At 66.9% G+C, this 14209-nt stretch carries 10 protein-coding genes and 2 pseudogenes; 5 read left to right on the forward strand and 7 right to left on the reverse strand.

What is annotated here, in order from left to right:
* Window positions 1-159: 159 nt before the first annotated feature.
* The 3 genes and pseudogenes from ABZ370_RS40425 to ABZ370_RS40435 form a co-directional block, all read right to left on the reverse strand.
* Window positions 160-3063 (reverse strand): AAA family ATPase, encoded by a 2904-nt coding sequence (locus ABZ370_RS40425; protein WP_358632347.1) that lies wholly within the window; start codon window positions 3061-3063, stop codon window positions 160-162.
* Window positions 3060-3923, reverse strand: coding sequence for a class I SAM-dependent methyltransferase (locus tag ABZ370_RS40430; RefSeq protein ID WP_358632349.1), 864 nt, complete (start codon window positions 3921-3923; stop codon window positions 3060-3062). Before ABZ370_RS40430 ends, ABZ370_RS40425 begins: the two co-directional genes overlap by 4 nt.
* 142 nt (window positions 3924-4065) lie before the next feature.
* Window positions 4066-4428, reverse strand: a pseudogene (locus ABZ370_RS40435) (transposase); the annotation flags it as partial.
* 358 nt (window positions 4429-4786) lie between these two features.
* Here ABZ370_RS40435 and ABZ370_RS40440 point away from each other — a divergent pair.
* Window positions 4787-5392, forward strand: a complete 606-nt coding sequence (locus ABZ370_RS40440) for a TetR-like C-terminal domain-containing protein (protein WP_358632351.1) — start codon at window positions 4787-4789, stop codon at window positions 5390-5392.
* A gap of 156 nt (window positions 5393-5548) precedes the next feature.
* Here ABZ370_RS40440 and ABZ370_RS40445 read toward each other — a convergent pair whose 3' ends face one another.
* The 3 genes from ABZ370_RS40445 to ABZ370_RS40455 form a co-directional block, all read right to left on the reverse strand.
* Window positions 5549-7102, reverse strand: coding sequence for a hypothetical protein (locus ABZ370_RS40445; RefSeq protein ID WP_358632353.1), 1554 nt, complete (start codon window positions 7100-7102; stop codon window positions 5549-5551).
* 500 nt (window positions 7103-7602) lie between these two features.
* Window positions 7603-8370: a tyrosine-type recombinase/integrase gene (locus tag ABZ370_RS40450; protein WP_358632355.1), complete on the reverse strand. Its 768-nt coding sequence runs from the start codon at window positions 8368-8370 to the stop codon at window positions 7603-7605.
* A 409-nt stretch (window positions 8371-8779) separates the two neighbouring features.
* The gene (locus ABZ370_RS40455) at window positions 8780-8953 is read right to left on the reverse strand and encodes a helix-turn-helix domain-containing protein (RefSeq protein WP_358632357.1); all 174 of its coding nucleotides are present in this window, start codon (window positions 8951-8953) and stop codon (window positions 8780-8782) included.
* A gap of 920 nt (window positions 8954-9873) precedes the next feature.
* Here ABZ370_RS40455 and ABZ370_RS40460 point away from each other — a divergent pair.
* From ABZ370_RS40460 to ABZ370_RS40470, 3 genes and pseudogenes are all read left to right on the forward strand, one after another.
* Window positions 9874-10264, forward strand: a pseudogene (locus tag ABZ370_RS40460) (transposase); the annotation flags it as partial.
* A gap of 179 nt (window positions 10265-10443) precedes the next feature.
* Complete coding sequence (locus ABZ370_RS40465; protein WP_358632359.1) at window positions 10444-10608, forward strand: hypothetical protein; 165 nt, start codon at window positions 10444-10446, stop codon at window positions 10606-10608.
* 270 nt (window positions 10609-10878) lie between these two features.
* Window positions 10879-12003 (forward strand): hypothetical protein, encoded by a 1125-nt coding sequence (locus tag ABZ370_RS40470; protein ID WP_358632361.1) that lies wholly within the window; start codon window positions 10879-10881, stop codon window positions 12001-12003.
* Window positions 12004-12160: 157 nt separating this feature from the next.
* On the opposite strand, the gene ABZ370_RS40475 is transcribed toward ABZ370_RS40470, so the two are convergent.
* A complete protein-coding gene (locus ABZ370_RS40475; RefSeq protein ID WP_358632363.1) occupies window positions 12161-12535 on the reverse strand; it encodes a hypothetical protein in 375 nt (124 codons plus the stop codon).
* 348 nt (window positions 12536-12883) lie between these two features.
* Here ABZ370_RS40475 and ABZ370_RS40480 point away from each other — a divergent pair, with 348 nt between their 5' ends.
* The gene (locus tag ABZ370_RS40480) at window positions 12884-14191 is read left to right on the forward strand and encodes a hypothetical protein (RefSeq protein WP_358632364.1); all 1308 of its coding nucleotides are present in this window, start codon (window positions 12884-12886) and stop codon (window positions 14189-14191) included.
* The last annotated feature ends 18 nt before the right edge of the window (window positions 14192-14209 follow it).

The raw sequence follows: 14209 nt of genomic DNA on the forward strand, positions 1-14209 counted from the left end.
TGGTCACGGAGTCGAGATATTCCGTCGGGTCGGCCACTGCGGCCTGCTGGAATGCCTCCCGGCGCTCGTAGCAGGTGCCGCACGTGCCGCAGTGGACGTCACCAGCGCGATATCACGACCAGCTCAGCGCCAGTGGGGCCGCCAGCCGGGAGCCGAGTATCACGGCGCCGGTTCCGCCCACGCATCACGGCTGGGACCGAGAGATTTCCGGCGGACCTCCGAAGCCCCCGATTCGGCGCGGGAACCCACCGGCTTCGACCGCCCGACGACAGGCCGACTGTCGACGATAAGTTTCCACAGCGCACGGTCGCGGAAGACCTCGGGAAAGTCGTCACGGCCGGAAATACCCAGCTTGCGATAGGCGCTGGTCAGGTGCAGTTCGACGGTGCGGACGGTGATCTCCCGGAACGCCGAGATCCGCCGGTTCGTCATACCGCGAGCCGCGTCGATAAGGATCTCCCGCTCCCGCATGGTGAGCGACAGGACCCCGCGCAGGGAGGGGTCCTTGTGCAACGCCAGAACCTGCTCGCGGATCTGGAGGCTCAACGCGGTCGCCCCGCATCGGTCGGCCAGCAGCGCCGCCCTGGTCAGCTCGGTGACCGCCTCGTCCCGGCGCTGTCGGTGGGCCAGCACGCAGGCCAGATCGCTGGTCGTGTGGGCCAGGTCGAGCAGCCCCTGGGTGGGCTCCAACACGGCTACAGCTTCCCGGAGCAACCGCTCTTTCGTGTCTTCGGCGGACACCTGGGCCAACGCGCGCAGACCACGGCCCCGTTCGAGCGAAGACCCAGTGCCTTCGGCGAACCGGACCTGGGCGTCGGCGAGTTGCCGCGCCCACTCGATATGGCCGACCTGGAGCAGCAGCCCGACGCCATGAATCCGCCAGGGAGCGGAGCCCAGCACGCCCAGCCCCGAGGCCGCCCGGCGCTCCCACCACACCCGCAGGTCCTCCGCGGCCCGATGGAGATCGCCGGCCTCGGCACGCAGGGAAGCTGACGCGAACACCAGGTTCCCGGCCCACCACGAGTCCGGCCAGCGTTCCGGTCCGCCATACCGCCCCAGCAGCGCCTCGACGTCGCCGGTGCGGCCCTGGTCGAGCAGGACGAGGGCCAGCAGCCCAACCATCCCTGTGCACAGTGCTCCGGGCCGGCGCGGGGTCGACGGCAGCGCGCCCAGGCCCCGGTTTAGCTCGTCCGCGGCCGCAGCGAGATTTCCCTCCGCGAACGCGATCTGGGCCCGCACGAACAGAACGTCCGGTCGCCGCGTGTAGCGGGATCCGTAGCCAGCCTCCTCGAGTGTGCGCAGGTGTGTCGCGGCCTCGGCCGGGTGGCCGCTCTCCAGCAGCACAGTGAGGGCCGCGAGCAGCGCCAGCGGTTGGGTGTCCAGTTCGTCGATCTCACGTTCCAGCGCGGCTCGGGCCAACAGCAAAGACGCCTGCGGGTCATCGTCGACCAAATGCCGGTACAAGGCGCTCAGACCGGTCACGGCCACCAGCGACGCGCTGTCACCGACCTCCGGGTTCTCTCGCAACGCGGCGGCGATCTTCTCGGCCGTCGGCGCCGACTCCTCGGCCGCCCGGCACAGCGCTTGGTAGGCCCGGCCCCAGCCGTGCAGCGCGGTTCCGGTAAGGGCCGCCGCCGTGGCGTCCAGGATCGGCTGGTTCTCCTCGACCGAGTCGGCCAGGGCACGCCCAATGTGGCCGACCAGTCGGCGTAACACGAATGCGTCGCGCGCCTTCGGGAGCATCTCCACCACTGCCTCCGGCCCGGAGACGGCGTCGAGTTCGGTACGCAGGTCGACAAGCTCGAGCATGGCCTCGCACTGTTCGTGCCCAGACGCGGTGTTCACCACGGATTCGAGGTAATGCCGCGCGGTGTCGTGGCGGCCTTCACGCCTTGCGATGGCCGCCGCCCGCAACATCACGAGGGCGGGCCAGGCTCCCGTCTGCGGCACGGTCGAAGCAGTCAGGTGGGCGGCGACCAGATCAGCCGGGGCGCCGCGTTCATGCAGGTAGGCCGCGGCGGTCAGGTGAGCCGCGTTGCGGGCCATCAGCGTCATGCCGCCGGTCAAGGCGGCTCGTAGCAGTGGATGGCGCAGTTCCAAGGCGTCGCTGTTGGCCACCAGGCGCATCCGCGCCAACAGATCCAGCGCCTTGAGGGCGTCGACCAGCCCTAGATCGGACAGATGCGCGGCCACGGCGGTGTCCACGCTGCCGAAACGTGCCGCCACCGCGAGCGTCTTGGCCAGCCTCGCAGCGTGCAGGTCGGCTCGGAGCGCTGACTCGAGCATGTACTCGACAATACCGGGCAGTACCACATCCTGCACCGTCGCCGGATCCTGGAGCGAGCCCGTCGCTGCCAGCCACGTGCCCAGTGCGTCGAGCAGGAACGGATTGCCCGCGGTGGCGCGGTGGCAGGCCGCGGCTAGTGCGCTGTCCAGGCCACTGGCCAACCTGGCGTTCAGCATCGCGGTGGCCTGCTGTTCGGTCAGACCACCGAGGACGACCTCGCGTCCGCCGAGCAGAAGCCGGGCCAGTTCGGCCGGGGCCTGGGCCGGTTCGCCCAGCCGGACCGACAGGACCAGCACGACCGGTCGTTGGGCGCACAGCTGGGTGACACGTTGGAGGCATTCGAGCGCGGGGGCCGAGCCGTGATGCGCGTCGTCCACCGTCAGCAACAAGGGCACTTCTTCGGTGAGCGCGTCGATCGCTGAGCTGATGGCCTCGGCCAACGTGCTGTCCCGCTCGGGTTCGATGCCGGCGCGAGCCCGCAGCAGAGCGGTGCGCTGCGTGCTCTCATCCGGGAGCAGGGCGACCAGCGCCTTCGCCAGGTCGTCGGCCACTTTCGCGGTGTCGTCGTGGTTCGCGCGACGCCAGCCCAGCCGGATGGCCGGACCGCCCTGGAGCTCCACGGAGTGAGCGAACTCGCTGATCAGAGTGGTACGGCCGATCCCGACCTCGCCGTACACTACGCAGCGGACCAGGCCGTTGGAGATACTGTCCTGGTATGCCTCCGCCAGCGCATGCCGCGTGTCCCACCAGGTGATGGTGCTGTCACGCTGTGTCATGAACGCACTTCCGGCCGGGCGATGAGCACGACGCCCTGATCGCCGATGGCATGTGGCCGCTGGGCGAAGTGGCGGCATAACGCCGGTCGCAGGGCGGCGTTCATGTCATCGGCGCGCGGATGGCCCTCGTACCAGAAGTCGACAAGGACCGCTGCGGCGGCCGCCACCCGCTGGTCAAGCGAGGATTCCGAGAAATGCAGGGCGGATTCCGTCCGCCACACCGTCAGCCGGGGAAAGCCGGACTGCGCGAGGATCCGCGCCGCAGTCGCGAGCAGGAATCCCTGGTGGTCGTGCGGTTCACCGGCCAGCGGCACGCACGCCTGGTTGAGCAGGCTGACCAGCTCGTTATCCTGGCCGCCGCCGATGAGTACGATCCTGGCGGCTGGATCCGTCTCGTCGCAGACCCGGATCATCTCCTGTACGGCTCGTACTAAATCGTCGACGTAGGGCAGCACCCAGGCGGCCATGATCGCGTCGAAACTGCGGCCAGGGAACGGAAGCTCCTCGGCACGGCCGGGGAGCGCCTGGATGGTCGCCGACCCGGTCCGCAGCGTTTCCACTCGGTCCCGATGAGGCTCGACGGTGGCACACCGCTCCACCTTCGCTGCGATGGCACGGGTCAGCTCGCCGGTGCCACCGCCGACGTCCAGCACCGCCCGGCTGCCGGTCAAGGCGGCCAGAACAGCGGAGATCTCCTCGCGGCGTTCCAGGCGTTCCGTGAAATTCAGCCAGCCGCGACGGCTCAGCCGGTGAGGGCCCCGGTGAGCTGCTGGCATCCGGTCCTCCGGACCGAGCAACCGCCGTGCCTCGATGGTGTCCAGCAGATCGAGGGCAGACAGTGGATTCTCCAACGTGGCCATAAGTCCTCCAAAGGAGATCTGGAATTTCTGCTTGTCCGAGAGGTATGGCTGATCGCCGAACTGAAGCAACGTCACTGGCGGCGGGCACGCCCGGAGAAGAGCGTGCCGATTGCACTCGGATACCGGCCTTGGTGGCTTTGGCCAGGTCATCGACGCTGCGGGTGGACACGCCCTGCACGTACGCCTCCATGATGACGGCGTAGAGTGCCTGGTCGATGCAGCGCCAGCGTTCCAGCAGCGACGGGAAGAACGACCCGGTACGGACCTTGGGGATCGCCAGGTCCAGGTCCCCGGCCTGCGTGGTCAGTACCTTCTCCCGGTACCCGTTGCGCATCGTCGTGCGGGTCTCGGTGTGCTCGCCGGGCTCGGCACCGATGTGGGCGGTGGCATCGGCCTCGATCAGTTCCTGCAGGATCCGCTGGGCCAGGATCCTGATCAACTCGATTCCGTCGGCCGTACGCAGTGACTGTATGAGGCGGAGTAAGTCATGCTGGGCCAAGGCCATCGCGTCACCTCTCTCAACGAGCCTCGCTACTCGGAGAGTTGCGCGATGGCTGCCCCATGACCAGGGGCTATGCAGAGATCGCTGCTACACCACATAGTGGGAGACCATCCGCAGTGCGGCGAGCTGGTCGACGACGAAGGTGCCACGCACGTTGGTGCGCTGGATGCGGTCGAAGGTGTCCAGGTCCATCTGCGCGCTCCACGCACGCCCTGCCGATGCTGCCGGATCCGCCGGTGACGACCGCAACGCGGCCAGTGTTGGTCACCATGGCCCAAACCTCCGTATGATGGATATGGACGAACTGTCCACTAGCCACGATACACAGAAATGTACAAGCAGTCCACAAGGGGGATTGTCCATGTCCCAGAACACTGCCGCCCGCCGGGGACGAGGACGCCGGCCGGCCGCGGAAGTCCGCGCCAACGTACTCGCGGCAACGGGACACATCCTGCTCGCCGAGGGCCTGCGGGCCGTCACCTTCGACCGCGTCGCCACCGAAGCCGGATCAAGCAAGATGACCCTCTACAAATGGTGGCCCTCACCGGGCGCCCTCGCCGTCGAGGCATACTTCACCCAGAGCGGCCGCACCCTGCAGTTTCCCGACACCGGCGACCTCCGCACCGACCTGATCACCCAGCTCAGTGCCTTCATCCGCTGGCTCACCGACGAAGGCGCAGCAAAACCCGTCTCCGAACTCGTCGGCGCCTCCCAGACGGACCCCGACCTCGCACACGCCTGGTCAAACAGCTATGCCCTGCCCCGCCGCGAACTCGCCCGCGCACGCCTGCGCACCGCCCAGGAACAAGGCCAGCTACGCCAGGACGCCGACCTCGACATCATCGTCGACCAACTCTGGGGCGCCTGCTACCACCGACTCCTCGTACTCAAAGTCCCCTTCGACGACACCCTCGCCGAACGCCTCGTCGCCCAAGCACTCTACGGCGCAACACCCCACACAACATGACCGCCCATTAGATGATGTAGCGGGATCAGGGTCTGTAAAACGTTCGGCTCTGTTCCGTAGTCGGTGGTGACGGTGGGGAGTGTCCAATAGGGGTGTGAAACTGGCGACCTCGCGTAATCGACTGACACCTATTCCTTGGTCATTGAGGCACCGGTGTCACCGTGTGTGGTCGCCGGGGGCATAGTGGCGCCAGGTTCCTCCTGCCTCGGCGGCGAGCTGGGCGGTGGTGTCGTCGTGGTAGCCGAGCATGCGGGCAATCACGGGTGCGGGGGCCTGGAGTACGAGGTGGCGAATTGCCGCCGTGCGTCCTCGCTGGGCAGGGAAGCCCAGGTGGAGGAGCCGGAGTTTGAGCGTGTTCGGGGTCATGGGCTGTCCAGCCCTGCGGCCGGGAAAGAGCCACCGGGCGTTGGGGTTGGTGGCGGTCATAGTGTTCGGTCGCTGGTCGAGATAGGTCAGCAGCATTCCGGCAATCGGCTCAGGGACGGGCGAGGGCGGATCGCCGAGCCGAACCAGAACCTCGCCGTCTTTCTGGAGGACATCGTCGGTGGTGAGCCGGGCGATCCGGGTGAGCGGTTGTGCGTAGAGCATGACGAGCGCGGCGGCCACCCGGTCCTGGAGCGGAATGTCGCCTTGGTCCACGGTCTGCCGCAGCAGGGTGAGCCGCTGGTGCTGGGCGAGCGGGGCAGGGTTGCTCGTGGAGCGATGTGGGATGGCGACCTTGAGCATGTGTTTGGACCGCATCGCCCATCGCAGAAAGGCGTGGGTCAGGCGTCGGGCGGTGTAGCCGCCCGCGTACCAATTATCGACATCGGCCTGCGTGCACTCGGCGAGGGTCCGCCCATGCCCGGCCAGATGATCGAGAAAGGCGGCCGCGAGACGTATCTCGTCGCGGGCCTGTTGGATCTGCGTGCCGGTGAGCGGGCCGCGGCCAGCCAGGGTGTTCAGACGGCGCTGAACGTGCCAGGTCGCGAAGAGCTCCAGGAGCCGCCGGTTCCCGGCGTCGCCGATGGCGGGCAGTTTCTCGGCGAGCCACCGCTGGAACAGCAGCAGCTGCCGGTCAGCCGGGGGCAGGACGCCGCTCTGCATGAGGAGGTCGCGCAGGTAAGCGACCGACCGCCAGGGGCTGAGCTGGCTCAGGCCGTCGTGTGTGAGCGGAACTTCTTTCAGGGCCAGAGCCCGCAGATTGCGCTGGGTGTGGGGCTTACTGGTCCAGGTCAGGGCGCCCCACGGGCGGCGGACCAGCCGCAAGGCATCGAACAGCGGGAACAGTTCGGCGCTGATGGAGCCGGTGCCGTCGTCGAGGAGCTCGCGGAGCCGCTCGGTCAGGACGCATCGTCCGCAGACCCCGCGCCGGTAGCGTCTGGCCTCTTGGCCGCATTGCTCGCAGTCCTCGCTGGTCGCGGTGAACTCCAGCTTGTCGGCCAGGTCGAACATCACCGCCCTGTCCCGGCCGATCTGCCCGTACAGCAGCACTTCCCAGAAGTTGCCGTGGTGGGCGGAGACCTTCTCGATCTGCTCGTACTGCTTGGCGAACCCGCCGAAGCCCTCCACCGCCTGGGTGACCGCGCCGAGCCCGCCAGCCTGCACCATCTGGGCCTTCACCAGGGCGAGGACTGCCGGGGAGACCCTGCCCTCCAGCCGCCGCGCGACCTCGTCGGCCGACGCCTCCTCGTCCAGGTCCTGAAGGGCCTGGCGGGCCTCGGCGGTCATAGCTGCAGCCTTCTCCAACGCATCCTGGGCCGGGCCGCCCGCGTCGATGATCGGGGCGTTCGCCCAGGACCCGCCTGCCTCCCACTCAGCGAACCCTCCGAGAAATGCGCTATGCGGGCCCCATCCTCATCCAGTCGGCGACCTCCGAGTCGGGAACAGCGGATACTTTCGGATCCCGGCGCGGTTTTCCCTAATCGGGCTGCGTTGCGGTACCCGAAGGTCATGATCGGGCATCTCCAGACCGTATGCGTATTAAGCGCTGACCGACCGTGACGGGCCTCCAACAGCAGTCTGCTGATGACTTCGCCTCAGTATCACCCAACGGGGCCCGACCACTCCCCTCAGCCGTCAGATAGAGGCCATCGCTCGAAGCTCCGCGGGTAGACCCAGTGGTACCGATGCGCCGTCTCGGACAAGTCGGCGTTGGAGGCCCTTTCGAGGCAGCTCGGTCCGGAGAATATAGAGATCGCCCCTGCCACCAGCCGCGAGTGACAGGGAGATCAAAGCCCCTCGTTGAGAATCTTTGCAGCTCGCCCCATTGACGCTGGCATGAGATGCCGGTAAATCTTGAAAGTCAAATGGATATTCCCGTGACCCATCCACTCCGCCACATCCGTTATCGGAATACCTCGCGCCAAGCAGTTCGAAGCGAAGTAGTGACGCATGGCATAAGGGGAAAGCTTTCTGCTGATGCCGGCACGCTTCCTGGCTTGCTCCCAGCGATACTGCATGGTTGAGTGCCCCCAGTGATCGCTCCTCTGAGAACGCAACAGGTAACCGTCGAGGCTGCTTCCCTTTTTCCCCTCGTAGAGCATGATCGATTCACGGACTTTTTGCGGCATGGGGACCTCGCGAAAGTCTCCTACCTCGCGGTGCTTGAGGGGGGCGACGACCCGCCTGATACCGTCAATCTGCTCGGTTATGCGGTACACATCATCGGCGACCATCCGATGGATATTGACTGCAAAAGCTTCCCCGTTCCTCATGCCACAGCCGGACATCAAATCGATGACCAGTGTGACCTCTGCGTCGCCAACCTCCTTCAATGCCCGAATTTCATCGAGCGTGGGTATGACAACCTGTTGGGGAGCATATTTCGGAGGGATGACGCCCTCGAATGGATCGTCAGCGAATCCCGCCCTGCGCTTTGCGTCGCGCAGCACTTTTTTGAGGGTGCTGAACGCGTTCTGCTGTGCGCCAGGGCCAACTTCGGCTTCCTCCATCGCCCGGATGAAGTCTTCGACCACGTGGTGATTGAAGGTGTCCATCCGACGAGAGGCCAGCACTGGAAGGATATGGCTATTCAGACTCGCGTTGACAGTTCGGACACTGCCTGGAGCATAGTGACGCTGACGGGATACCCAGTCAGTCGCGTACCGCCCGAATCGCTGGCGCCCAATTTCGCGCTTGATCTCAGATTTCTGCTGAGGAGTTGTACGCTTCTCCTCATACATCGAGGTCAGGCGATCAATGGCATCCTGGCGTGTTTTATATCCACTTTCTTCGCACTGCCTCCCGGAGGCATCGCGATAACGTACGGCATAAGGATGAGAGCACCGACCCTGTCGAGCACACGTACACTTCTTGAAGAAGCTGCCCATACCGTGAGCAAGCCTGGAGGTCGACATGCACCCTTTCTGGATTCTACTAGCAGCGCAATGCGATGTTGACTGGGTGCTAGGAGATGCGCTGCTGACGCGCCCATCTATCGAGATCTACCACCTTGAATTTCACCTTCCCACCGAAACGGTATCTCGGAATCCCATACCGCAGTGACTGCCGATACATCCAGCGCTCACTCACATCAAGGTACGCCGCAGCAGCGGCGACTCCGATAAATTCGCTACTCATCTCGTTCCCCAGAATTACCAGTAACGGCCATTAGGCGTACCGGAGGCACGCCAATCCCCCCTCCGAGCACCGGAAGCGGATCGACACTAATGATGCGGAGAGATGCCGGTTTGGCCAACCGGCGATCGTCGGCTATGTTTCGCCTGCATCTGACCGGGCTCCGCCCTGGGTGATCGGCCACAACACCAGCCGGTACGCGATCAAGTCCCTGATGCTCTTCTTATACCCGGCCACGAAGCCCCGCCTAGCAGAGGCGCTGCAGGCTCGCAGCGACAGCACGTTCCGTCCTGCCAACCTGCGATGCGATGACACGACTTCCCGTTCGGGGGTTCCTGCCCACGCAGGCGGGAATTCGGCGATCAAGGCGATAGCCTCGCTGCCTCAGGCTCCCTCCAAAGAGACCTTCCGCGCAGACGCACAGGCAGACCGCCGAGGAGAGCGCACCGTAGTTGGATCAGGTGTGCGCGGTCCACGCGTTAAGCGGCCCAGAACAAAGAGGAGGGAGCAGTCAGTTGGACAGAGCAGAGCGCTTGCATCAGCAGAAGAGACGCCTCATCGAGTCACCGGCGGGCCACTCACCGACTCCGTGCTTCCGGGGTGTTGTACGTTGACATAGCCCCGGAGGGAGGTCCAGTCTTTTGAGCATTCGTCTCGTCTGCCGTGGGCGAATATCGAGGCGGGCAAGTAACCGGAACCTCACAGCATCCTCGATGCCTCTCCTGCTTCGCAGGCCGTACGTGATGTCGTGGGGCGTGGGGACGCCATCGGCGGCAGATTTGCCGCCACCAGCAGCAGCGACTCCCCGGTGCGCGCAGCGCCGCGGCCCCGCGTTCTCCTTCGACGGAGATGAAAGAGGCCAGGGGCCAGCGGAATTGTCGTTCGGACGTGGCGGTGGGCGAGGTGCCCCTCCCGAGCTCCATCCCGCGACCTACCACCGCACCCACGGGGTGCGGTACTTCCACGGCTGCTACTCCGTCGGCGACGACCGGCTGTGGGGCGTCAACCGCCGTAATGAAGGGTGCGGTGAACACCCTGGCCGCACTGAGATCGATCCGGGTCGCACGCCCGGACGGCGCCCCGATCTACGTCATCCTGGACAATCTGTCCGCTCGCAAGGGCGACAAGGTCCGTCGCTGGGCGAAGAAGAACCGCGTCGAGCTGTGCTTCACCCCGATCTACGCTTCCTGGACCAACCCGATCGAAGCCCACTTCGGGCCACTGCGGCAGTTCACGATCGCCAACTCCAACCACCGCAACCACAGCGTGCAGACCCAGGACTGGATCCAGGGCAGCCGGACAGTCCGCATCTGACCAGCAGTCACAACCTGCGGAGCCGGTGCCTCCGGGCACCGGCTCCACCGCACACCGAGATCGACTCGTCGGCTCCGCAGCCTGAGTCACGGTGACGGGGAACTGCGCAGAGACCTCTGCCGGGCGGACCCCATGGGCCGCCCGGCATTGTGCTGCCGCCGAGGAGAGAGGACTGAACCATGGCACTCGACACCACCTGGGTCCGGCTGACCTCGCACTGGGAGCGTGCGGACCGCATCGTCGGCGTCCGCCTGGACCGCACCACCACGCACGGCACCGGCAGCCGGTGGATCCACCATGACGCCCGGCTGATGGTGCGTATCAAGGGCGAGGACCAGCCCTAGCAGGAGGCTGCCACCTGCCGGGCCAACCGCGGCGAGGCCCTGGAGGCTAGCCTGCTCAACCTGTTGGGGGAGCCGACAGCGGGCCCGCGGTACATCCGCTTGGTCCGGGACAACGGGCGCGACCGCTGGACAGCCGACAACACGATGCCGCTGGCTGACACCGCCTCCGATGGAGTCGTAGGCGGGATGGTCGAGCGGCGCAGCGTGTCGGCCGCCGCTGGCTAGGCCGTAGCCTCGTCGCAGATCAGCCCGACCCAAGGAACGCGGACCGTGAGCAGTGAGCAACCGAAGCCCTCGCGCTTCGACGAGGACGTGCACTTCAACCTCGTGTCGCCGGGGCCGCCGCGCTACCAGACCTACACCGGCAAGCCCGTCCGTTACTTCACGGTGGTCGACAAACAGAGGGGCGCGGTCCTCGGTTACGTGTGGGCCAACGATGAAGACGATGCCGCCGCGTGGGAACCGCGTGAGGCCGCCGGCCCCCGGGCGTTCTCCGAGGGCGGCATCTGGCACGCCAGACTGGAGGACGCCAAGCAGCGGGGTCTCCTGCCGTCCCAGGCCCTCGAAGAGCTGCTTGCCAGCCCGGAGGGAAACAATGGCCGGGCCGCGCCGGACTGCCTCACCGACGCCCCGAACGCCGCCACGGTCGAGAATCCGCGGACGACCGAGCCACTTACCTTCGAGGAAGTCGACAGTCCGCAGCGGTACGCGAGGACAACGGACAAGCCGGTCCAGTACGTGACCGTGGCGGGCCCGCAGGGCACCGTCCTGGGGTACGTCTGGGCCAACGACGAGGACGACGCGGCTGGCTGGCAGACCAACCCGGGGGGCGGCGACGAGGCATTCAACATGGGTGCCCTGTACGTGTCCAAGCTCCGCGACGCCAAGGCCCGCAGCGCCCCACCGACGACAGCGCTGTCCGAGTTGATCCGCGAGTCGGACCCCGCCGGGCCCAGCCACATCGCCTCCGGCACGCCCGAGCAGGCGCCGAGCTTGCAGGACGTCAGTCCCAAGTCGCGCCTCGAAGAACCCATGTTCTTCCGGGAGAAGCCGGGCGGGCCGGCGCGTTACCAGGACTGGACCGAGAAGCCCGTGCAGTACCTCACCATCGTCGACAAGGAGAGCGGCTCGATCCTCGGGTACCTCTGGGCTGGCGACGAGGACGACGCCTCCGCCTACGAACCGCGGGAGGCCGGCGGGCCTCGTGCCACGAACGAGGGCATGGTGTGGATCAATGAGCTACGCGCCGCGAAGGCGCGCGGCCTCCTCCCGTCCCAGGCTCTCGCCAAGCTGTATGGAGCCCCCGAGCACGCCGGTCACGGCCGCCCCCTCCCCGGCTCCCTCGCCGACGCCCCGAACGCCGCGGCAGTCGAGGCCATCGCCTTCTCATGCTGATGGCGCGGCCCCGCGCCCTCCGGCACGAGGACTACGCGCGGGACCGCGCCATCGTTGAGCCAGCCGCCATCAGAGAAGGCAACACCCCGAGCGTAGAACCCACGCACTGCGAAGGTCCACGTTCGCGGTGAAGCTGGGACGACAACGCATCAATCGACTATGCCGACAACGCCGGTGCGCCGGTTCCGGCCCGGGCCCGCGCGTTGGCGGAGAGGGAGCGACGGCCCCTGCCGCAGTCCGTGGAGAGGGGGGCGGCGTACGGTGGTGTGGCGCGCTTCCCACATTGGCGGCCCGTTCCTGGGAGCTTGTTGAGGAGTGCCGCGATCCGTGCAGCCTGATCGTGGTTGTCCGGGTCGTCGAGGAGCGGGACGATCTCGTCGGCGGTGTAGGGGGCGCCAGGCGGGTGTCGGCGGAGGCGTTCCTCGGCGAGCTTGGTGATTGTGTCGTTGAGCCCGTTGTCGTCGTCGACGGCGGTGACGGTGCGGCGCATCTTGTCGGGGTGGAACTCGGCGAGGAACTGGGCGTCGGTCATGTGCTCGACAGCGCTGCCGGGTTTGTAGGCGACGGTGATGCGGGCTTCGCCGTCAGTACCGCGGTTCGGACATGCGGGTCCCCCTGGGCTGGCGGTGTGGGGGTGGTCGGGCCACGGTGCGCCTGGCGGGGGGTGTGGGTCGAGGGGTGTGCCAGGGGATATCACAGCGGGGCGGAGCTGCGGTAGTGCCAGATCAGGGGATCGCCGTCGGGCTCTTACGCGGGGCGGTCATCCCAGCCGTCAACCATGCGGTAGACGCCTTGCCGAACGTCGTCGTCCACACCTTCGGTGACGGATCAACTCGTATGACGGCTGTCAGAGGTCGGGTGGAGGATTCCGATCGTGACTATGACCTTGCCCTTGACCCTGCCCGCCTCACTGATCGACACCCATCACGTCGACCCAACAGCCGACGGATGGGGGTTCATGACACACCACGTCGTGGCGACGCCGACCGGAGACACATACGCGCTGTCCGGAGCGGGGCGCTACCGCGGGGAAGCCGCCCGCTCGACGGACCCCGCCGAGCAGAACTTCAACTGCCAGATGATCACCCGGCACTCCCCCGACGGAACGCCCACCGCCACCGCCTTGTTCGGGCAGCCGCGGCCGGACGGTACCCCCTCGGCGATCGAGCGGGGAGAGAGCCCGACCCTGGCGGTCCTCCCGGACGGGACGGTGGCGCTCACCTCGAAGCCGGGAAGCACCCACCTGATCTCCCCGGACCTGAGCCGGGTCCTGGCCTCCTGGACGATGCCCTGGGGCTGGGAGGAGGAAAAGGCGAGGACAGGCGACCCCTACGCCGCGTCGATAGCCCTCACCCCCTCGGGCCGACTGCTGTGCACGACGCCCGAGTACCACCTGAGCAACTGGGCCGGAGCGCACCCGAACATCGTCGCCCTCTCCGAGCCCGGCAGCACTCTGGCCCCCGGCTCCAAGGCCACCTTGCGGGCCATCGCGACCCACGACTCACGCACCGCCCGGCAGACCGACGCCGACCAGTACCCTCACGTCCGCTTCCGGGGCGCGCCGGTGGGGCGCGGCAACCGCCCGGCGCCCTCGCTGACCGAGATCCTGTCCAAGGACGCCCACAGCCCCTACGACTACGTCAACTCCAGGATGGGCCGACCGGCCCCGCTGGGCGACGACCTCTTTGTCGTCCCCGTCTTCGGAAAGATCTACCGCTCGGGCAACCGGGGCCAGGTCTTCGCCTTCGCCCTCCTCGACGATCAGGGAGTGGTGCGGGGCCGTCTGGAGGGGCTGGACCCGTACAAGGACAGCCCGTTCACCGGCTTCTGCTTCACTGTGGTGGCCGACCCACACCGCGGGCGAGCCTTCCACCTCAACCGCTACGGCCTGTACGCCTGGAACGCCGACGGCCGCCTGCGATCCCGGATATCCACCCAGGACAAGCCGTTCAAGGCCCTGACACACTTCGCCCTGCTTGAGTGCACACCCGCAGGCGAACTCCTCCTCGCCCACCACAAACAGCACCTCCTGCTGCGCGTGCCGGTGCCGGAGGAACTCGATGGCCTGGCGGACGCGGTGGAGACCGCCCTGAAGGGCTACGGGACCGGGCGTAACGCGCTGAAGAAGCAGTACGCCCCGGTGAACTGGCACTGGGTGGACAGTTCCGCCCAGGTACACCACCTTTGAGACGCCCCCCCGTACGTT

Origin of the sequence: Streptomyces sp. NPDC005962 (assembly GCF_040629205.1) — a bacterium.
In the GTDB taxonomy this organism is placed as follows: domain Bacteria; phylum Actinomycetota; class Actinomycetes; order Streptomycetales; family Streptomycetaceae; genus Streptomyces.